Annotated in this window: 22 protein-coding genes; 8 read left to right on the forward strand and 14 right to left on the reverse strand. The window is 31.6% G+C overall.

Going from position 1 to position 20,337, the window contains the following annotated elements; translation table 11 throughout:
- The first annotated feature begins 49 nt into the window (after positions 1 to 49).
- Both pbp4 and LQ617_RS13820 read left to right on the forward strand, forming a co-directional pair.
- Positions 50 to 1,417, forward strand: a complete 1,368-nt coding sequence (gene pbp4, locus LQ617_RS13815; RefSeq protein WP_126477898.1) for a penicillin-binding protein PBP4 — start codon at positions 50 to 52, stop codon at positions 1,415 to 1,417.
- Positions 1,418 to 1,505: 88 nt separating this feature from the next.
- Positions 1,506 to 2,255, forward strand: a complete 750-nt coding sequence (locus LQ617_RS13820) for a M50 family metallopeptidase (protein ID WP_051575454.1) — start codon at positions 1,506 to 1,508, stop codon at positions 2,253 to 2,255.
- 305 nt (positions 2,256 to 2,560) lie between these two features.
- Here LQ617_RS13820 and LQ617_RS13825 read toward each other — a convergent pair whose 3' ends face one another.
- Positions 2,561 to 3,211: a metal-dependent transcriptional regulator gene (locus LQ617_RS13825; RefSeq protein ID WP_025905995.1), complete on the reverse strand. Its 651-nt coding sequence runs from the start codon at positions 3,209 to 3,211 to the stop codon at positions 2,561 to 2,563.
- Positions 3,212 to 3,355: 144 nt separating this feature from the next.
- Between LQ617_RS13825 and LQ617_RS13830 the strand changes: the two genes are divergently transcribed.
- From LQ617_RS13830 to mntC, 3 genes are read left to right on the forward strand one after another with little or no spacing between them, the layout of a single operon-like run.
- Positions 3,356 to 4,069 carry a metal ABC transporter ATP-binding protein gene (locus tag LQ617_RS13830; protein WP_204255350.1) on the forward strand — a complete coding sequence of 238 codons (714 nt, stop codon included), beginning with the start codon at positions 3,356 to 3,358 and terminating at the stop codon, positions 4,067 to 4,069.
- Entirely contained in the window at positions 4,066 to 4,890 is an 825-nt protein-coding gene (locus LQ617_RS13835; RefSeq protein ID WP_037589829.1) for a metal ABC transporter permease, read from the forward strand. Before LQ617_RS13830 ends, LQ617_RS13835 begins: the two co-directional genes overlap by 4 nt.
- Positions 4,891 to 4,900: 10 nt before the next feature.
- Positions 4,901 to 5,818, forward strand: coding sequence for a manganese ABC transporter substrate-binding lipoprotein MntC (gene mntC, locus LQ617_RS13840; protein WP_159316347.1), 918 nt, complete (start codon positions 4,901 to 4,903; stop codon positions 5,816 to 5,818).
- Between the two features lie 473 nt (positions 5,819 to 6,291).
- Here the strand turns inward: mntC and LQ617_RS13845 are convergent, their stop codons facing one another.
- From LQ617_RS13845 to LQ617_RS13880, 8 genes are read right to left on the reverse strand one after another with little or no spacing between them, the layout of a single operon-like run.
- Positions 6,292 to 6,783, reverse strand: a complete 492-nt coding sequence (locus LQ617_RS13845; protein WP_025906003.1) for a Na+/H+ antiporter subunit G — start codon at positions 6,781 to 6,783, stop codon at positions 6,292 to 6,294.
- Positions 6,761 to 7,054: a monovalent cation/H+ antiporter complex subunit F gene (locus tag LQ617_RS13850; protein WP_049320936.1), complete on the reverse strand. Its 294-nt coding sequence runs from the start codon at positions 7,052 to 7,054 to the stop codon at positions 6,761 to 6,763. The genes LQ617_RS13845 and LQ617_RS13850 overlap by 23 nt, the downstream gene beginning before the upstream one ends.
- On the reverse strand, positions 7,054 to 7,536 hold the full coding sequence (locus tag LQ617_RS13855) for a Na+/H+ antiporter subunit E (protein WP_025906008.1): 483 nt from the start codon (positions 7,534 to 7,536) through the stop codon (positions 7,054 to 7,056). Before LQ617_RS13855 ends, LQ617_RS13850 begins: the two co-directional genes overlap by 1 nt.
- A gap of 2 nt (positions 7,537 to 7,538) precedes the next feature.
- Positions 7,539 to 9,035 (reverse strand): Na+/H+ antiporter subunit D, encoded by a 1,497-nt coding sequence (locus LQ617_RS13860; RefSeq protein ID WP_159316348.1) that lies wholly within the window; start codon positions 9,033 to 9,035, stop codon positions 7,539 to 7,541.
- On the reverse strand, positions 9,028 to 9,375 hold the full coding sequence (locus LQ617_RS13865) for a Na(+)/H(+) antiporter subunit C (RefSeq protein WP_025906012.1): 348 nt from the start codon (positions 9,373 to 9,375) through the stop codon (positions 9,028 to 9,030). Before LQ617_RS13865 ends, LQ617_RS13860 begins: the two co-directional genes overlap by 8 nt.
- Complete coding sequence (locus tag LQ617_RS13870; protein WP_239740619.1) at positions 9,372 to 9,797, reverse strand: monovalent cation/H+ antiporter subunit B; 426 nt, start codon at positions 9,795 to 9,797, stop codon at positions 9,372 to 9,374. The genes LQ617_RS13865 and LQ617_RS13870 overlap by 4 nt, the downstream gene beginning before the upstream one ends.
- Positions 9,784 to 12,183 carry a DUF4040 family protein gene (locus LQ617_RS13875; RefSeq protein ID WP_239740620.1) on the reverse strand — a complete coding sequence of 800 codons (2,400 nt, stop codon included), beginning with the start codon at positions 12,181 to 12,183 and terminating at the stop codon, positions 9,784 to 9,786. The genes LQ617_RS13870 and LQ617_RS13875 overlap by 14 nt, the downstream gene beginning before the upstream one ends.
- An 18-nt stretch (positions 12,184 to 12,201) precedes the next feature.
- A complete protein-coding gene (locus LQ617_RS13880; RefSeq protein WP_048540039.1) occupies positions 12,202 to 12,753 on the reverse strand; it encodes a tyrosine-type recombinase/integrase in 552 nt (183 codons plus the stop codon).
- Positions 12,754 to 12,889: 136 nt separating this feature from the next.
- Between LQ617_RS13880 and LQ617_RS13885 the strand changes: the two genes are divergently transcribed.
- Together LQ617_RS13885 and LQ617_RS13890 are read left to right on the forward strand one after the other, a co-directional pair.
- Positions 12,890 to 13,099: a DUF1659 domain-containing protein gene (locus LQ617_RS13885; RefSeq protein ID WP_025906021.1), complete on the forward strand. Its 210-nt coding sequence runs from the start codon at positions 12,890 to 12,892 to the stop codon at positions 13,097 to 13,099.
- A gap of 32 nt (positions 13,100 to 13,131) precedes the next feature.
- Positions 13,132 to 13,347 carry a DUF2922 domain-containing protein gene (locus LQ617_RS13890; protein WP_037589835.1) on the forward strand — a complete coding sequence of 72 codons (216 nt, stop codon included), beginning with the start codon at positions 13,132 to 13,134 and terminating at the stop codon, positions 13,345 to 13,347.
- 55 nt (positions 13,348 to 13,402) lie between these two features.
- On the opposite strand, the gene LQ617_RS13895 is transcribed toward LQ617_RS13890, so the two are convergent.
- Entirely contained in the window at positions 13,403 to 13,732 is a 330-nt protein-coding gene (locus tag LQ617_RS13895) for a MarR family transcriptional regulator (protein WP_025906024.1), read from the reverse strand.
- 263 nt (positions 13,733 to 13,995) lie between these two features.
- Between LQ617_RS13895 and LQ617_RS13900 the strand changes: the two genes are divergently transcribed.
- Positions 13,996 to 16,176 (forward strand): AraC family transcriptional regulator, encoded by a 2,181-nt coding sequence (locus LQ617_RS13900; protein WP_204167851.1) that lies wholly within the window; start codon positions 13,996 to 13,998, stop codon positions 16,174 to 16,176.
- A gap of 77 nt (positions 16,177 to 16,253) precedes the next feature.
- On the opposite strand, the gene LQ617_RS13905 is transcribed toward LQ617_RS13900, so the two are convergent.
- The 4 genes from LQ617_RS13905 to LQ617_RS13920 form a co-directional block, all read right to left on the reverse strand.
- Complete coding sequence (locus LQ617_RS13905; RefSeq protein ID WP_037589837.1) at positions 16,254 to 17,216, reverse strand: LCP family protein; 963 nt, start codon at positions 17,214 to 17,216, stop codon at positions 16,254 to 16,256.
- 247 nt (positions 17,217 to 17,463) lie between these two features.
- Positions 17,464 to 17,760, reverse strand: a complete 297-nt coding sequence (locus LQ617_RS13910; protein WP_159316352.1) for a hypothetical protein — start codon at positions 17,758 to 17,760, stop codon at positions 17,464 to 17,466.
- Between the two features lie 282 nt (positions 17,761 to 18,042).
- Positions 18,043 to 18,894: a MurR/RpiR family transcriptional regulator gene (locus LQ617_RS13915; RefSeq protein ID WP_037589840.1), complete on the reverse strand. Its 852-nt coding sequence runs from the start codon at positions 18,892 to 18,894 to the stop codon at positions 18,043 to 18,045.
- Positions 18,895 to 18,899: 5 nt separating this feature from the next.
- Positions 18,900 to 20,336 carry a PTS transporter subunit EIIC gene (locus tag LQ617_RS13920; protein ID WP_239740621.1) on the reverse strand — a complete coding sequence of 479 codons (1,437 nt, stop codon included), beginning with the start codon at positions 20,334 to 20,336 and terminating at the stop codon, positions 18,900 to 18,902.
- Between the last annotated feature and the right edge of the window lies 1 nt (position 20,337).

Here is a 20,337-nt window from a genome sequence, read left to right on the forward strand (position 1 = left end):
TGTTAGAATGATATAGTTAATTTTAAAAATAAATGAAGAGGTCTTATTCATGAAAAAAAGTCTATTATTATTTTTTGCATTACTTTTAATAAGCATACCAGTAACTCAAAGTGCTTATGCAGCGGATAATCCGAAATCACCAACACAAGTAGCCAATGAAGATGGATACTCACTCGGTGAAATCTATGAACCTGAAGGCGCTATTAACTATAGTTCTGATACTGGTCAAATTTTGTATGAATATAAAATAGATGCTAAATGGTATCCAGCTAGTATGTCTAAATTAATGACATTATATTTAACTGAGAAAGCAATCAATAGTGGCAAACTTGATAAAAATGCTAAAGTTAAAATGACAAACGAAGAATATCGTTTATCTACATTACCAGAATTAAGTAATACAAAGTTGTATCCTGGAGATGTTTATACAATCTCTGAACTCATGCAAATTACCGTTTCTAACTCTTCAAATGCAGGTGCGATGATTTTAGGAAGAGAAACGATGAAAGCTGAGAACTTAGCTTCTGCTAAAAAGATAGATAAAAAAGATAAAGACTCTAATAAAAATACAGCATCAAAACAACAAAAAAAGGATTTAGATTCTGACTTTGTTGACTACATGAATGAGACAGCTAAGAAATTAGGCATGGAACATACGAAGTTCTACAATGCTAATGGTGCTTCTAATAATTTATTACTAGAATATAAAGCTAAACGTTACCAATCAGATGAAGATAACTATACAACAGCTAGAGATTTTGCCATTTTAACGCAACATCTTGTAAAACAGTATCCTGACATTTTGGAATACACTAAAAAAGTTGCCCCTACTGTTCACTACGTTACATATTATACGTATAATCATTCACTTGAAGGTGCAGATATGTCACTTAAAGGTACTGATGGTCTAAAAACGGGTTCTAGTGACACTGCCGACTATAACCACAGTCTTTCTACTAAAAGAGATGGATTAAGAATTAACCAAGTTCTTTTAGGTGCAGGAGATTATAACAGTGTTGGTGGAGAGAAAGAACGTAATATGATGGGTAATAGCTTGATGGAAAAATCATTCAAAGAATATGAATGGAAAAAAGTATTATCTAAAGGTACTCAAAAAATTAATGGCAAAAAATACTACGTTACAGAAGACTTATATGATGTCGTACGTAAAGGCGAAGATTATAAAGTCGTACTTAAAGATGGACGTGCAAGCATTGATTATAACCGTTCTTATATCAATGATAGTTATGGTCCACCATCTGTAAAAGTAGAAACACCAAGTAAACATAAATTTAACGAAACAAAGAAAAAAGTAACAAGTACGGATAATAGACCTATTATTATGACAGCATCAATCTTACTTATTGCTGGAATCATTCTTTTATTAACTTGGTTAATTAAGCGTAAGAAAAAATAATAACGGATGTTAAGTCTTAAGTCCGACAACAAAAACGTCATTTTAGTGTAGAATAGTCTTAAACTATTCAATACGAGGTGACGTTTTTTTGATTCAATTTTTACCGAATTTTCTATCAGAACCAATTAATTTATCCTTAACAATGATAACGATCATCGCGCTTATATATGTATTTGTGCATCATAGACGACAACAGCCCATTTTAAGTTTAATTGATATCATTTTAGGTTATTTTCCAATACTCATCCATGAGATGGGTCATGTTATAGCAAATAAACTATCAGGTGGTAAGCCTAAAGACCTCGTAGTTGTTTGGCGTCGTAAAGAGCGCATGGAAACCGGTAGACAAGGTTATGCCGTTACTGGTTCCAAATCACGTTTAAATCAATTTATAACGACTTTATTCGGTTATATCATGCCGCCGATAATGTTGATTTTAGGTGTATGGCTAAAACATCACACATTCGGACCAATTTTCTTAATCATTCTTCTGATCATGTTTTTATTCTATGTCATATTAACATCTAGGAAATTTATCCCAAGTATCATTCTCGTCATTATTGCAGTAGCTTTATATGAAGTACTATCTGCACCGAATATACATGACTTTGGACAAATCATTACGTATATTTATCACATTAGTTTAGGAACATTATTAGGTGAAGTCGCACAATCAAGTATTACAATATTCCTATTAACATTCTCACGTTCAAGACAAGAATGGGATGGTAGTCAGTTAAGACAACTCACTAAAATTCCAACTATTTTCTTTAGTGTTATATGGATAGCGATTAATGTATATGCGGTTATGTATACATTCAATATTTTATGGCCATAGATATTGGAACTTTAAATATGGAGTCTTCGCGTAGTATAATTCGACTTTATACTTTAGCGCACGATATCTTGAAGTCTTCGTGCGTTATACCCTGATTTTGTACCTTAGCGCACGATATCTTGAAGTCTTCGTGCGTTATACCCTGATTTTGTACCTTAGCGCACGATATCTCGTAGTCTTCGTGCGTTACACCCTGATTTTGTACCTTAGCGCACGATATCTCTCAGTCTTCGTGCGTTATTTTAATCCATTAACAAAAAACCAGCAGAAATTCATTCGCTTGAATTTCTGCTGGTTTTTATTTATTAAGCTGTTTTTATACCAAACAAATATGATGCATTTGTTTCACTTATCATAATTGTTTTATCTTTTAGTTTAAGTTCTATGAGCTGGTTTAAGCTATCTTTATTGCTAATTGTTACTACATCGCCAATATGCAATTCTTGATTACTTAAATAATCTAAGAGATTCACGTAATCCATTACACGTTTAATTTCAACGTCATCTCCAATTTCAAACTCATTTAATGATGTATTATAAATTTCCTCTATTTGATTCTCTCTTGGAATAATACCACCATGCGGACAAGTTGTTGGATAACCCATTAACTTATCTATCTTATCTATAAAACGGTCAGATACACGATGTTCTAATATTTCTGCCTCTTCGTGAACTTCATCCCAAGTATATTCAAGTTCTTCTATTAAGAATCGCTCTATGAGTCTATGTCTTTTAATAATATTAGTTGTATGATCTAACCCCTTCTGAGTTAATTTCACACCTTTATAAGGACGAATATCTACGTAGTCATCCTTTTTCAAACGTAACATCATTTCACTAACTGATGAAGGTTTAATATTTAAATCTTGCGCTAAATTCTTATTGGATACGTAATCTGTTGTGCCATTTAATCCAAAAATCGCTTTTAAGTAGTCTTCTTGTTCTTCAGTCAACATCTACTCTGACCTCACTTTTATTATCATATATTTATTGTACCACGATTTATTTTTACAGGCTATCTCTTGACTTTAGATAATTTTCTAATATAATCGAATTATAGTTTAGGTTAACCTAAACTTATTTTTAGAAAAGGTGATAACATGTTGCAGGTAAAAAATTTGAATCTATATTTAGGTCAACAGCACATATTGCATGATATTAATTTAACCATTGAATCTACAGGTGAATTAATTGGCATTATGGGACCGAATGGTGCAGGAAAATCTTCATTTATTAAATCGATTTTGGGTGAATTTAAGGCATCAGGAGAAGTTTATTGGCATGATAAACCGATAAACCAACAGTTGAAACAATTAACGTATATTCCTCAAAGAAATCAATTAGATTTAGATTTCCCTATCACTGTTCAAGATAGTTTATTAACAGGCTATTATGCTACATCAGGTTGGTTTAGGCCATTAAAAAAAGAAGCGTATCAAAAAAGGGATCAATTAATGTCAGAGTTACAACTAACTGAATTAAAAGACAAGACATTAAATCAATTAAGTGGTGGTCAATTACAACGTGTTCTTTTAGCAAAATCTTTAATGAAAGACAGTGATTTATTATGTCTCGATGAACCATTTGTCGGTATTGATTTTAAAAGTGAAGAAATCATGATAAACATGCTTAGAAGATTAAAGTCAGAAGGAAAACTCATCATTATTGTTCATCATGATATTCAAAAAGCCAAATTATATTTCGATAGAATCATCCTCCTCAATCGAACTATTAAATTTTTTGGCACAGCATCTGAAGCTTTAACAGAAGACAATATTAAAGAAGTATTTCTAAAGGAAGGCGTTACACCATGATTAATGAATTTATCTCATCCCTAATACAATATAATTTCTTAAGTCGAGCGCTGATTACTGCTATTGTAGTTGGTGTTGTTTGTGGCATTGTAGGTAGCCTCATTATATTAAGAGGTTTGTCTTTAATGGGTGATGCTATGAGCCACGCTGTACTGCCTGGTGTTGCAATAAGTTACGTATTGAACATCCCGATGTTTATAGGTGCACTCATTACCGGTATGTTAACGAGCTTTCTGATTGGTTACATTGCCCAACACTCAAAAACTAAAAATGACGCAGCTATCGGTATTATCTTTACTGCATTCTTTTCCCTTGGAATTATTATCATAAGTCAAATTAACTCCTCTACTGATTTATATCATATTTTATTTGGGAACATATTAGCAGTAACTTCAAGTGCATTTTATACAACGAGTATAGTCAGTCTAATCGTTATCGCTTGTGTCATATTATTTTACAAACCCTTGCATTTATCAACGTTTGACCCTATTGCAGCTAGAATGAGCGGTTTAAATGTAAAAGTCATTCATTATTTTGTCATGATGCTATTAGCGCTCGTAACAGTTGCTAGTTTACAAACAGTGGGCATTATACTTGTCGTTGCACTACTTATTACACCGAGTTCAGCTGCATTTTTAATCACAAAATCATTAAAATCAATGATGATTGTCGCAAGTGTTATCAGTGCAATATGTGCAGCCTGTGGCATGTATATTAGTTACCTTTATAACTTACCAAGTGGCGCGTGTATCGTATTAGTCTGCTGCTTAGTGTACATGATTACATTCACCATACATAAAATGAAATTAAAATTTGCTTAGGAGGTTAAACATGAAGAAATTATTTATGCCATTACTCGCTATCATTGTTTTACTATGTGCTTGTAATGCAACATCATCTAATGAAGACAAACATTTAAAAATAGTAACAACAAATTCAATATTAGCGGACATGACTAAAGAAGTAACAAAGTCTGATGCAAAAGTTACAAGCATCGTCCCTATCGGACAAGACCCTCACGAATATGAAATTAAACCTAAAGACGTCAAAGCATTAACAGATGCAGATGTTATTATATATAATGGTTTTAACCTTGAAAGTGGAAATGGTTGGTTTGAAAAAGCATTAGAACAAGCAGGTAAAAAAGTCTCAGACAAAAATGTTATTCAAGCAACTGAAGACGTTACACCTATCTATTTAAAAGGTGGAGAAGGCGATAAAAATAAAATCGATCCACACGCTTGGTTAAGTATTGAAAATGGTATTAAATACGTCAATACAATTGAAAAGCACTTAAGTGATATCGATAAAGATCACAGCAAACAATTTAAAGATAATGCTGAAAAATACACGAATAAATTAGATAAACTACATCATAAAATGATGACAGCATTCAATGATATTCCTGAAGATAAACGTGCTTTTATAACAAGTGAAGGTGCATTTAAATACTTTGCGAAAAGCTATCATATAACACCAGGATATATTTGGGAGATTAATACAGAAAAACAAGGTACACCAGATCAAATGAAGCAAGCCATTAAATTTGTGAAAGACCATGATCTAAAATCATTAGTCGTCGAAACAAGTGTTGATAAGAAAAGCATGCAAACATTAGCAGAAGAAACAAACCTCAACATTAAAGATGAAGTATTCACAGATTCAATCGGTAAAAAAGATTCTAAAGGTAACTCATATTACAACATGATGGAACACAATGCAGAAGCAATTCATAATAGTATGAAATAATGAAAAAAGAGGCCGAGATGATGAAATCTCGGCCTCTTTTTTGTGTATTTAACTTCCATTATTCCGAATTGTGGTAATTAGAACGCTGTAACTTCCATTATTCCGAATTCTGGTAATTAGAATGCTGTAACTTCCATTATTCTGAATTCTGGTAATTAGAACGCTGTAACTTCCATTTTTCTGAATTGTGGTAGTTAGAATGCTGTAACTTCCATTTTTCTGAATTCTGGTAATTAGAATGCTGTAACTCCCATTATTCTGAATTCTGGTAATTAGAATGCTGTAACTTCCATTATTCTGAATTGTGGTAATTATAATGCGCTAACTTCCATTATTCTGAATTCTGGTAATTAGAATGCTGTAACTTCCATTATTCCGAATTGTGGTAGTTAGATGAGCGCTCTCTTACGGACATCTCTCGGAATTCTGTCCCTAACGACATCCCATAACATACACTTCTCAAATAAAATCTATTATTTTAATGTTGGATCATCTTTTTTCATGACTTGTTTATATTTACTAAATGTTTCTTTATCATTTTTAGAAAATGCTTCGTTCATCATTTGTCTTTTTTCGGCTCTTCTTCTTCTATCTTTCTTTGTTTCTTTACGATCATATCTAAAGTTTAACGAAGTACCTTTTTTAGTAAATTCTTTCATATACATATATGATCCTGAATTATAAGCTGCTCTAATAATCATATGTCCTGCTACTGGAGATGTTAAATATAAGAACAGTATTGTTAATAATGTTCGGACACTAAAGTATTCTTGTGTCACTAAGAAATATATAAACACACCTGTCAAAGTAAGCAACACAGATAATGTAGAACTTTTAGTAGCGGCATGACTTCGAAGAAATGTATCTCTAAAGCGTACAATTCCTATCGCACTGATGAGCGCTGCTATTGAACCTAACAATATTGATAAAGCGGCAATTAAACTAACGATCTCGCTTAGATTCAAAGACACGACCCCCTTCTATGAAACGTGAAATACCTACTGTACTCAAGAAAGAAAGTATTGCGATAATCAAACTCGCTTCTAAATAACTGAATGTATCATAAATAATGCTTAATACCCCTACTACGGAAACTAAAATCGCACCGATTGCATCAAAAGCAATGACTCTATCAGCAGTAGTTGGACCTATGATCGTTCTGAGAAGTACGACAACAATGGAAATACCATATATAACAAGCGCTGTTTTGATAATTGCTAATATGATAAATGACATTATTTAAGCACCTCCCAGATTAGTTTTTCATATTTCTTAATTTGCTTCGTTAAAATTTCTTTTTCTTTATCTGATATATCAATTGCATGTATAAAGAATCTTCTACCATCAGGTGAAAGTCTAAGCACGACGGAACCTGGTGTAAGCATAATAAGCAATGTTAACAATGTAATCGCCCAATCTTGTTTTAATGTTGTTTCATAAGTTACAAGACCTGGATTAACTTTGTTTGTTTTAAATAAAATATAATTGATTGTTGTCATACTTGAAGTCACAAGTTGATAGTTATAAACACATATAAACTTGAAGATTACCCAAACCTTTTTCAAGTAGAAGACATGTCCAAAGAATCTATGCATTAAATAAACAATAACAATACCAATGAGATATCCACCTACAAAGGTTGATAAATGAAATTTATCTTCATCTTGGAATAACGTCCATAAGAAGGCGATTAAAATATTTAATAACAACTGTGCCATTATTACTTCGCCTCCACTTCTACGTTTGGAATAATTTCTTTAATATATGACTGTTCATGTATGTTAAATTGTGCTGCCAATTCTGAAATGTTCAATACATATTGTGATGCTATACCTAATGCGATAGTAGCTACTGTTAATATGATCATCGCATATAATTTATGTTTAGAAAGTGGTACCCTTTCAACTTTAGGAATATCGTTTCTACCAAAGTACATCACTAAGAATATTCTTAGTAAACTGTACATTGCGATAACACTTGTAATCACCATCACGATGACACCTATTGTATAACCATTATCTAAAGCACCTTTAATAATTAATAATTTCCCAGGAAATCCACTAAAGGGTGGTACACCACCGATTGATAATATCGTGATAAAGAATATAATCCCTAGACTCGGATAATATTTAATTAATCCACCAAATTGATCATAATATCTCGTGCCTGATAATAATACGAAAGTACCGATGATTAAGAATAATAATGTTTTAATGATCATATCGTGACTGACATAGAATATTGCCCCTGTAATACCATCGCTATTATTTGCACTTAAACCGAGGACAGCAAATCCTATTGATAAAATAACTTGGTAAGCTGCAATCTTTTTAATATCTTTAAATCCTAATACACCGATACTGCCGATGATCATTGTGATGATAGCCATGATATATAATAGGAAATGTGTAACTTCTGGCTTTTCATCGAACATCAACACCATAACTCTTATCAATGCATAGACCCCGACTTTAGTCATAAGGCTGGCAAACAATGCTGCTAATTCAGTGTTTAAAGCTGCATATGCTTTCGGCAACCACATAAACATAACTAAGGCTGCTTTACCACCAAAGACGAAAATCATAATAACTGCTACTAAAGTAACGGTCGTTGGTTGATTACTTTCAGTTATGCGCATTGCGATATGTCCAAAGTTCAAAGTACCTAGCGTTCCATATAAATATGCTACACCCATTAAGAAGAACCAAGAACTGACAACGTTAATAACAACATAAATAACACTCGCTCTTAATTGTTCAATAGATTGTCCCAGTGTTAATAATACAAATGATGCTAATAACATAATTTCAAACATAACGTATAAATTGAAGATATCTGCCGTTAAGAAGCTTCCGTTAACACCTGTTAATAAAAATAGTATAAAAGATGGTAAGAAATATCTATTTGCTACTCTTTCTCGTTTACCAAAACCAAAATATATAATAACTGTTACAACAAAACAAGAAACAGACGTAAATAGAAGTGCTAATTCATCTCCGACAAACTGTATACCATATGGCGGTTGCCAATCTCCAAAGTTAATAACAAGTACTTTATTTAAACTAACTTCTATAAGTAGCCATACCGAAATGATTGTTGTAATTGATAAACTCGTTATCGCGATACGTCTTGTTAAAGCTAAACGTTCTTTAAAGAAGAACAATATTAATCCAGTAATTAAAGGTACGAGTAATGGTACTAATATTAAATTATTCATCTACATCTTCATCCTCACCGCGTAACGCCTCTATTCTATTTACTTTCGTCAACTTAAATGTTCTATATATAAGTACGAGTAAAAATGCTGTAACAGCAAAACCAATTACGATAGCTGTTAAGATCAATGCTTGAGGTAAAGGATCGACATAATCTTTTCCTTCTCCATTAATAAGTGGAACATTCTTTCCACCAAACTCGCTCATGGATAAAATCATTAAGTTTGCTACGTGTGTATAAATTGCTGTACCAATAACAATTCGAATTAAGTTTTTAGACAAAATCATATATGTTCCTACAAATGTGAGTACGCCTATTATAATAACTAGTATTAAATTCAACTGTTATCACCACTTATCGCAAGCATGATTGTTACAACTGCCCCTACTACAGTAAGTAGTATGCCGAGCTCAAAAAGTGTAACGCTTGATAAATGAATCTCACCTAACAACGGCCATGTCATATAGCCATCCTCATGTGTTAACATCGGATGTCCAAAGAACATTGGAATAATACCTGTACCAATTGAAATGAGACATCCAATAATCGTAACTGCTCTAAAGTCTAATGGCATTGATTGAACGACTGTTTCCACATCAAAAGCTAAAAACATTAAGATAAAGGCTGAGCTAAAGACGAGTCCACCAATAAACCCACCACCTGGGTTATCGTGACCAGCAAGAAAAATATAAAATCCAAACGTCAATATTATGAATGTAGCAATTTTGGATATCGTTTCTAATACAACATCATTTTCTTTCATTTGGCTCATCCTTTCTTATCTTAAATTTAACTAATGTAAATATACCTAATCCTGCAATTAATATAACGATTCCTTCAAGCATTGTATCTAACGCTCTAAAGTCTCCGAGAATACCGTTAACGATATTTTTAACACCTGCTAATTCGTATGCATTATCATAGTAGAATGAAATTTTGTCGAACAGACTATCTTGTTGCATCATAATGACAAAGACCACAACAAATACTGCCATTAATAAAGCAATTGTTAGTTTCACAATTTCACTCATAACGTTTGGTGTATCTTTCTGAACGTTTGGTAAATGATAGAACACTAATAAGAATAATACTGTCGTAATCGTTTCTATAACTAGTTGCGTTAAAGCTAAATCAGGTGCTTTCATAAATATGAATACGACCGCGATCGAATACCCGATGACACCATTTAAAATCGTCATTGTCATTCTCTCACGTATAAACATTAACGCTGTTGCAGTAATCACTATATTAATTAATATAATGATTTCAAATGTTGTCGCTTCAGTAATATGGTAATAAGCAATATCATAAATACCGACTTGATAAATACCATATCCCATAATGACAAAGAAGATTACATAAATAATGTGTAAATATTGGTTCAGTTTATTATTCATAATACCTTGAATTGAAAACGTACTGATACGATCTAATGCATCCATACCTTTTGTATATAGCGTATTGATTTCTAAGTTTTTAGAAATCTTACTATAAATAACATCCCATTTTGGCACGAGTATAAGAAGTGTCCCAATAATGTATATGCCAAGTGTTAAGAATAATTCTACTGTAAATCCGTGCCATGCTTTAATATGTGGTAAATGAGCCATAATCTCGCTATCGTGGAATATATCTCTTAATGCTGGTCCAATTAAATATTCTCCTAATACATTCGGTACAAAGAAAATGATTGGAACAAACAATACGATAATCATTGGTGAGATTAATAATCCGCCACCATCATGACGTGGTACTTTCGGTAATTGTTCTTTTTTAAGCTTGCCGAAAAATGGTTCTTTAATGAGTTTAATACAATATACAAATGTAAATATACTGCCGACAAACCCAGCTAATATCATCACGGTAGACATCGTTTGATTAAAGATATCTGTGTGACCTGTTTCAACTAAACTCGTAAAGAACTTCTCTTTACTTAAGAAACCATTAAATAACGGAATACCTGCCATAGATAGTGCACTGATTGTCATGACAACGGCTGTTATTGGCATGATTGTTCTTAATCCACCAAGCTTTTTAACATCTCTTGTTCCTGTTTCATGGTCGATAATACCAACACCCATAAATAGAACACTTTTGAAAATCGCATGGTTAATTAAATGGAATAATGCTGCAAATAAACTCGCTAAAAAGATTTCATTATCAGCTTTAAAATTACTATTTAATGCTAATAGCCCTAAACCGATCATCGTCATAATCATACCGAGCTGACTGATTGTTGAATAGGCAAGCATGGCTTTTAAATCTTTCTTGTTAACTGCAAAGAATGAACCGACTAATAACGTCACTAAACCGATAGTAACAACTGTATAAACGACCCATGTACTTTGACCGATAATTGGTGTAAATCTTAATAATAAATATAATCCTGCTTTAACCATTGTTGCTGAATGTAAATAAGCACTGACAGGCGTTGGTGCTTCCATTGCATCTGGCAACCAAATATGAAATGGAAATTGTGCAGATTTCGTAAATGCTCCGAGTAAGATTAAAATGACTGCAAGTACAAACCATGGTGATTCATAAATTTTATCAATCATACCGACTTGTTCAGTAATTGTATTCGTACCCGTAATGCTGTATAGCAAAATCAATCCTACTAACATTGCCATACCGCCAAACACTGTAATTAAAAATGATTTCAAAGCACCGTCTTGACTCTTTCTACGTTGATACCAATATGAAATGAGCAAGAATGAAGAAATACTTGTTAACTCCCAAAATGTATATAACAATATCGTATTATTTGAAAGTACGACACCTAACATTGCTAACATAAACATTAACAAATACGTATAAAATCTTGGAAGATTCTCTTTTTCATGTGAAAGATAATAAATGGCATATAAGAAGACACCTGCACCAATTAATGAAATAAGTAGTGCAAAAATTAAAGATAGACCATCTAAACGTAAATCTAAATTAACATCGACAAGTGGAATCCACTCTTGGAAATAAGTAATACTTTGGCCAGCATATATCGTCTTAATTTGACTTAAGAAATATATGGAACTTAGAACTGGCGCAATTAAACTTAGCCATCCAGCAAATCGGCTAAACTTTGTATTCATCGTCATGAGCACGATTGACATCACAACGATAATCATTAAAAACAGCCATATTAAAGCCATACATTAACCCCTTTCTCTCTATATATTAAGTTCAATTGTCGTTTCTTTTTTTATAGTTGTGACATCAATGAATTTTAATGTTTCTATTAAAGACTGATGTCCAAGGTATTTTTGAATAATCGAAACTGATACCCCTGATTTGAAGGCATGATATGCAAAAGTCTTCCTTAATGAGTACAACCCGATATTCTTCAACCCTACTTCTTCAGCTGCAACATGTATAATTCGATAAGCTTGTTGTCTTGATAATTGTTTTTTTGTTTTGATGGACATAAAAACAAAGTCATCTCTTTTTAATCCTTCTTCATAAATAAAAGTAGATAAACTCGATCTCAAATGTAACGGTATCACAACTTTAATTAAATCTTGTTCATCATTGATCCAATCTTGCTTTATATCATTGTCCTCATCAAATAAATCTTGGACTGTTAAATTAAGTAGCTGGTTTACTTTCATACCCGTATGAATAGCTAAGCTAAACAATAAATAGTCTCGTTCACTATGTGATTTCAATACTTCATACATTGCTCTAATGTCATCTTTATTCTTAATTGGAGATACTTGTTGCATAAATTTGGTCCATCCTTCCTAATTAAGGTACATATTAATAATAATATATATTTGAGTAACATGAAAGTAATTTATACATTTTTTTGTCGTTTTTACATACTTATTTCGATATATAAAGTGAAAGGAGGTTTTACTTATGGAAACAGTTAAAGACATCAACATTATTTTATTGCATCAGTATTTAGATGAAGCTTCTAAAGTAAAAACTGTTCAACGTAAATTTAATGCAATTAATTTAAACGTTACACCAGAACAAGTTAAAACTTTTAAAGGCATTATCGAAACATTAAGTGACGAGAAATTTAAAGATGCGTATATCGTCAAAACAATACAGATAGAAAATTAATGCTATCTAAAAACCATTTAGGAGGTGAAAATATGAAAAGAGTATTGGAGTTAACATTCAAAACATCATTAGATAAGACATTTACATTACAAATTCAAAATCCAAAAGCAAACTTAACAAGCGACATCGTTGAAGATGCGATGAATAAAATTATGAAGCTTAACTTATTTAACTTAAACAAAGGTGAGCTCGTATCAATCCATTCTGCACAATATATCGAGCGCAGCACACGTCAATTGATTAAATAAGTATTCTAGAATAGCAGAAAAGGCAAGGACATAAATTTTGTCCTTGCCTTTTTTCTTATATATCTTTAACGAGTGTTTCGTATTTTTCTTTATGTTCTGCATCCATAAAGTAGTAAACTTTTCTTTCGTCGAGATTACTTCTATATTTATCGATTAAACCTTTTCTATATAATTTTGCTAAGTTTGTACCAATATTAGAAGGTCTTGTTTTTAATTCTAAAAGCTTTCCACTTAGAATTTCTTTGATTGTAATTTCTTTTGCAGTGTATATTTCTTCTAAAATAATGAAGTCAACGAGTGATAATTTCTTTTCATTTTTTAAAGTTGTCACTTTATTTTCATAGTCGATCATTTGTTGAATAGTTTTGTTGAATGTTTCTATCAAGTAAAGCCCTCCCAATTAAATTTTTCCCGATTTTTAATAGTTCACAACACACAAATTTCATTAATTATTATTTTAACGCGTTTTAAATTCATATTTTGATTAAATCGATTAACATATTTGATTTATTATGAAGTATCTTCTCCATTTTATTAAATTAGGTAACATTTACATACGATTTTTGATATCATATTGTTAAATAAATAAATATAATGACAGATTTTGATGTTTTATTCCATAATTTGTCTTTATTGAGAGGTGATTATTTGTACAACTATAAGATTTCACTACATAAAGAAAGTATCATTAATCCGAAATTACTCGGATATGGCGCTTTATGTTTCGTTTTAGAAGGTCATACAGAACTTACTTTAAATCATACGACTTATGAGTATAATGTTGGTGATTTATTTTATCTTCAAGATAACGATAATTATTTACCTATTATTAATAATGGGTTGGTCGCTATACTTCATATTAGTTATGCCATGATGGAAAATTTAAGTGGAGAAGAAGCATTTGTCTTTAGAATCCCCCGTACTTCGAAGACTAATGAATTAGATAGATATAAACATGAAATTAAAGATTTATATATTAGGGCTATTCTCGCAAACTTAACAAACGTTAAAATTAGATGTAGTAATTATGTTGTTGAGATTTATAAAATCATGTTTGAACGCTTTCAAGTGGATACTAAAAATTATGGTCATATTGAAATAGAACTCAGCAGCCTTATTTATAAAGTAAAACAATATATTGATCAAAATTATCACGAAAGATTATCACTTAATAGTGTCGCGAGTCATTTTTATATTTCTCCTGAACATTTATCTAGAGAATTCTCTAAACAAATGGGGACAACATTCATTCAATATTTAAAAGAAACAAGACTTTTTCAAGCGACATATGCATTACTGTTCACGCAGTTTAAAACCGAGCAAATTGCAAACAGTCATGGTTTTTCTAGTTATCATAACTTTAATAGACAATTTAAAGAGCAGTTTCATGTAACGCCTAATCAATACCGACTACAATATAGACGTCATAAAAAAGATAAAGAAAATGCAGTGATTTCTAACGAAGAAAAAGCTTCATTGATTTCTAAATTACAAAAATTGATGCATAATAAATCGTTTGTTCATGAATATAAAAGAATGGCCTTTAGTGATGTACCTTTTAAGACCCTCTCAGCAAACCATAAGACATATTTACATGTCGGTGATGTTCATGATTTCTATACACCTTTTCTTGGGGAAATTTTAGAAAATGTAGAGAAAATGACGGATATGCCAATCATTGTTATTCACTGTTCTATGAAGACTTTCTTTGATACAGAACAACAAAATCATTATAAACAAAATTTAGCATTTTGTTTAAGTATGTTTTCAGATACGAGAATCATACCAGCCATAAAAATATATGATATTGATTATGACGACGACAACTTTAAAAACAACTGGCATGAATTAATAGATGCCATTTACAATTATTTTTATAACAAGAATGGAGAAATATTCTTTGATGTAGATTTTAGCGATATTCATCATGTTAAAAAGCAAATTAGAGAAACAAAGATAAAGTTACCTGATATACAAATTGGAATAAATGCGCCAAATCCATTTATGCATATATATGAAGAATTAGAGATTGATTTCTCGCAATATGAAGACATTGATGCTTTTGCATTAAGTTATAACTTTAACGACTTGTATAACTTAGATGAAATAAACAATTATGATATCGCAGACATTACAAACCAACATACGAAACAACTCATTCAAAATATGGCTTATTTAAAATCAAAAAATAAACATGTTATCCCAATGGAATGGAATATATTAAACGGTGATACGTATACTAGTAAAAGCTTTTATTTTAATGCGGCCATTATGTTAAAGCATTTAATGAGTATTACGAATTACATATCTGGTATAGGATTTTGGTTAATGGAAGAAGCTTCTGCTAAATATTCAGCTATCGAACAACCATTATCTTTGTATTTAAAATATCACTGTAAAAGTCCGACGAATTATTTATTATCTATTCTGAGTCATTTTAACGGTCATGAATTTTATGAAGGGCCAAACTATATTAAATTTGAAATTCACAATAAAATATTCTATTTATTATTTAACTATGAACTGTATCATCCCCATGATATCAACTATCAAAATAATATCGGGATTATCTTATCTTATCGAGACATTCCATTTGATAAATTCAGAGTCACGAAAATTACTTTCGACCAAGACAACGGAAATATCTTTAAAGCGATTAGAAAATTAGATCATACTCATGGTAATTTGGATTTCTTAAATACAGTATTATTAGATAGATATTGTTCACCCGATATAGAAATGGCAGATTATAATACAAATAAAATTGATGAAACTTATTTCTTAAAGACGAACGCTGTTCAATTATTGATCGTACAGAATAGAGGATAGAGAAACACATATTCAAACAAACTTAATAAAAATCCATAAAAAATCTTGGGCATCGTTTGATGTCCAAGATTTTATATTTAATCTAATTCTAAATTAGTACGATAGTTATCTACGACTTCTTTCTTGCTTGAATCGCTAGGTACGAAATAATACAATCCATCATCTAGAATTGTATCTTGGCCTTCTAATTGATTTCTATCAACATTATCTAATGCGTCACTATATTTAGATCTTAAACTATTGATTTGTGAAATTTTTAAATCTGTTTGAACATTATCACCTAATGTATCAAAGATTTGGTTGATTTTCGGTAATGAACCGATACTTACTAATTCATTTGCTAATGCTTGAATAACAAGTTGTTGTCTTTCTTGTCTACCAAAGTCTCCACCAGCACCATCTTCTTTTCTACTTCTAATAAATGCTAAAGCTTCGTCTCCATCAAGCTTGTACTTTTGACCTTTAACATATGAATTACCTTTAACGGTAAATGTTGCATTACTTTTAACGGTTACGCCACCTGCTTGGTCAACTAATTCTTTAACACCATCCATATTAATCGTCGCATAATGGTCAATTGGTACATTCATTAATTTCTCTAAAGAATTAATGGCCATCTTCGGTCCACCGTATGCATATGCATGGTTAATTTTCTCGACAGAATCTCTACCTACGATTTGAGCTCTCGTATCTCTAGGTACACTTACCATAACAGTCTTTTTCTTATCAGGATTGATAGATAATAATAAGATTGAGTCTGATCTTTCTCCTCCACCGGCTGCTGCTCTTGTTGAATCTGAATCTATTCCGAATAATGCGATAGATATCGGATCACCATTTGTATCTACTGCTTTCTTTCGTAATTCTGATTTATCTCTGTCTAATGGATTATGTATTGAATTACCTAATGCGAAGAATTTATAGACAAAAAATGCGATCACTAATAAAAATACGAGTAATAAAATAATGACGATTGTCGTTACTATTTTGAATGCTGTTGACTTCTTTTTCTTTGCAGAACGCTCATATTGGTTTGCCACGTGTTCTCAGTCCATTCTATTTTTTTCTTTATTATACATTTATTTATCTCATATTTCCATATTGAACATAATTCTGTGCACAACTTAAATTTTATTTTAATAATTTTAAAATTTATACAAAGATTTCCTACTTATTTCTGGAAAATCTATACATTATATGATAGAGTATTCTTGTAAATCTACAACGTTACTTGTTTTTTAATTTTAATGACATATTAAACGGGAAAGAGGATGAGATTCGGCGATCTCATCCTCTCTTTTTACGTCTTTTTCTATTTGTTTTTGATTTAATAACTTTTGTTTCTATATTAAACGCATCTGGATATCTAATTCTTACAACTTCACCATAAAATAACCTTTGTTCTCCGTATCTTGTACATAAAGATAACTCTGGATAAACTTCTTCTACTTTTGCAATATAATTATATGACTTATCCCTTTTCAATACATCAATATAATAACCAGGTTTAATACCCTTATTTGTTCCTGCATTAATAATAAATGACGTATCATCTAATATTCTTATAATTTCCACTTGTTTCATAACTTCACGCTAACTTTCTTTAATTCTTAATATATGAAATGTGATGATAAGTGCTTAGAGGACTGTTATGTTCGTTTCATAGAGTTGAAGAATATTTATATAATTTGTCTTATGCCATTTCTTTTTCTTTAGGATATTTAAACTTTTTTGAAATTATTAATATCATTACATTACATATTTTGGCAATAGGTTTATTAGTTAAATTGTACTATTTTTTTATTATTTTTTCAATATAATACTTAATAGAAAGAGCATGGACAAATGTCCATGCTCTTAACCATACTATTCAAGATACAATTCCACTGCATCTCTTGTTTTACTCATCGTTACAACGTGTTCATCATAATTTCTTGATAAATAACTATAGAAAAGAATATCTATTGTCATAAGTTGAGAGATAAGAGAACTTGTCGCTGCTAATCTTAAACTTTTTTCTGAACTTGCATCATGAATTAAATATATATCAGATTTTTTTGCTAATGTAGACTGTTCTGACTGAGTTAAACCAACTATTTTTACACCATATTTTCGAGCTACTTTAGCTAAAGATACCGTCTCATGATTCTCACCTGAATTAGATATACCGATGAGCACACAACTATCACTATGTGAAGCAATGGCTGTAGCTAAAAAGTGTGTATCTAAAGAATGAATCACTTGCTTACCTATTCTAGTGAACTTCTGATACAAATCTTGAGCAACCAAACTTGAAGCACCGACACCAAATACGATAATCGTATCTGTATCGTATAATTGATCAACAACCTGCTCAATATGTTTACTCGAAATATTCTTTTCGGTCATTTCAAGTGTATGCGAAGCTCTTGTGATGAGTTTCTTACTAATTGAGTCGACTGTTTCATCTTGTTTAATTTCTTGATAAATACTTTGTTCATGTTGCGGTAAATATCTAGAAATCGCTAATTTCAAGTCTGTGAACCCTTTAAATTCAAGTTTATGGGTACATCTAATAACAGAAGCTGCACTTGTATTCGTTAATTTGCCTAGTTCTTTAGCGCTCAAGTTAATTGTTTTTTCAGGATGTTCAATAAAATATTCTGCAATACGTTTTTCATGTTTTGTTAAACGTGGCATTTGTTCTTTTATAAATATGAGTAAATGTTGATGTTCCATATGATTTAATCCTCTTCTAATTCTTGTGGTGCCGTCATTTCTTTATTTGTTCCAAATAAATATGTGGCAATGAATCCGCCAAGATATGCCGCTAGCAATCCTGCGATATATCCTAAATACATATTATCAGAAATAAGTGGAATAAGTGAAACGCCACTTGGTCCAATTGCTGATGCACCGATATGACCAATGCCACCGATAACTGCACCACCAACACCTCCACCGATACATGCTGTGATAAATGGTCTACCTAAAGGAAGAGTTACACCGTAAATCAATGGTTCTCCAATACCTAAAATACCAACTGGTAATGCCCCTTTAAGTAAGTTGATAATCTTTTTATTTTTTCTACATTTAAACAATAATGCAAATGCTGCACCTACTTGACCTGCGCCAGCCATAGCTAGAATTGGTAAGAGGTAAGTTGCACCAGACTGATTAATCATTTCAATATGAATCGGTGTTAATACTTGGTGTAAGCCAAACATAACAAGTGGTAAGAACGTTGCACCTAGTACAAATCCACTAAATGCACCACCGATATTTAGAACCCAATCTATTACGCCTAATAAGCCATTTGAAATAAAGCCGGCAATTGGCATGATTAAGAATATTGTTCCTAGCCCCATAATAAATAGTGTAATCGTTGGCGTAACAATGATATCTACCGCACTCGGAACGACTTTGTGTAATCTTTTTTCAATTAAAGATAAAATCCAAACTGCAATGATAACACCAATGACACCACCTTGACCGGCAGCTAATGGTTCTCCATTAAAAATATTTTTAAGCGGACTTTCTGGATCCATACCCGTCAGCATGGTTGTACCACCAATAACACCACCTAAACCTGGTGTTGCGCCAAATTCTTTTGCCGCATTAATACCCACATAAATCACGAGATATGCGAAAATACCATTTTTAATGATATCGAATATTAATACGAACTGTTCCCATGTCGCACCATCTAATGTACCTGCTGTTAACATATTAGATAGTACTGCAGAAATACCACCAATTAAACCTGCACCAACAAAAGCTGGAATTAATGGTACAAATATATTAGCAATAGATCTTAATACTTTTTTAAATGGTGTTTGATTCTTCTTATTAATACTTTGCTTAAATAAATCCGCTTCTTTTTCAACTTGTTCTTTATTAGATGCTTTATGCTTTATATCTTCACCTAAAGGAACCCCTATAATTGAACTCATTTCATTAGCTACTTTATTAACAGTACCTGGTCCAATCACAACTTGAAGCATGTCATCTTCTACTACACCCATTACGCCCTTGATATTCTTTAAACCTTCGACATCGACCTTACTGTAATCAACGATATTCATTCTGACACGCGTCATACAATGTATCACTTTGTCTAAATTATCTCTTCCCCCGACTTCTTTGAGAATATTTTGTGCAATCTCTCTTTCTTTTGTCATA

It is taken from the genome of Mammaliicoccus sp. P-M59 (assembly GCF_022386135.1).
In the GTDB taxonomy this organism is placed as follows: domain Bacteria; phylum Bacillota; class Bacilli; order Staphylococcales; family Staphylococcaceae; genus Mammaliicoccus; species Mammaliicoccus sciuri_A.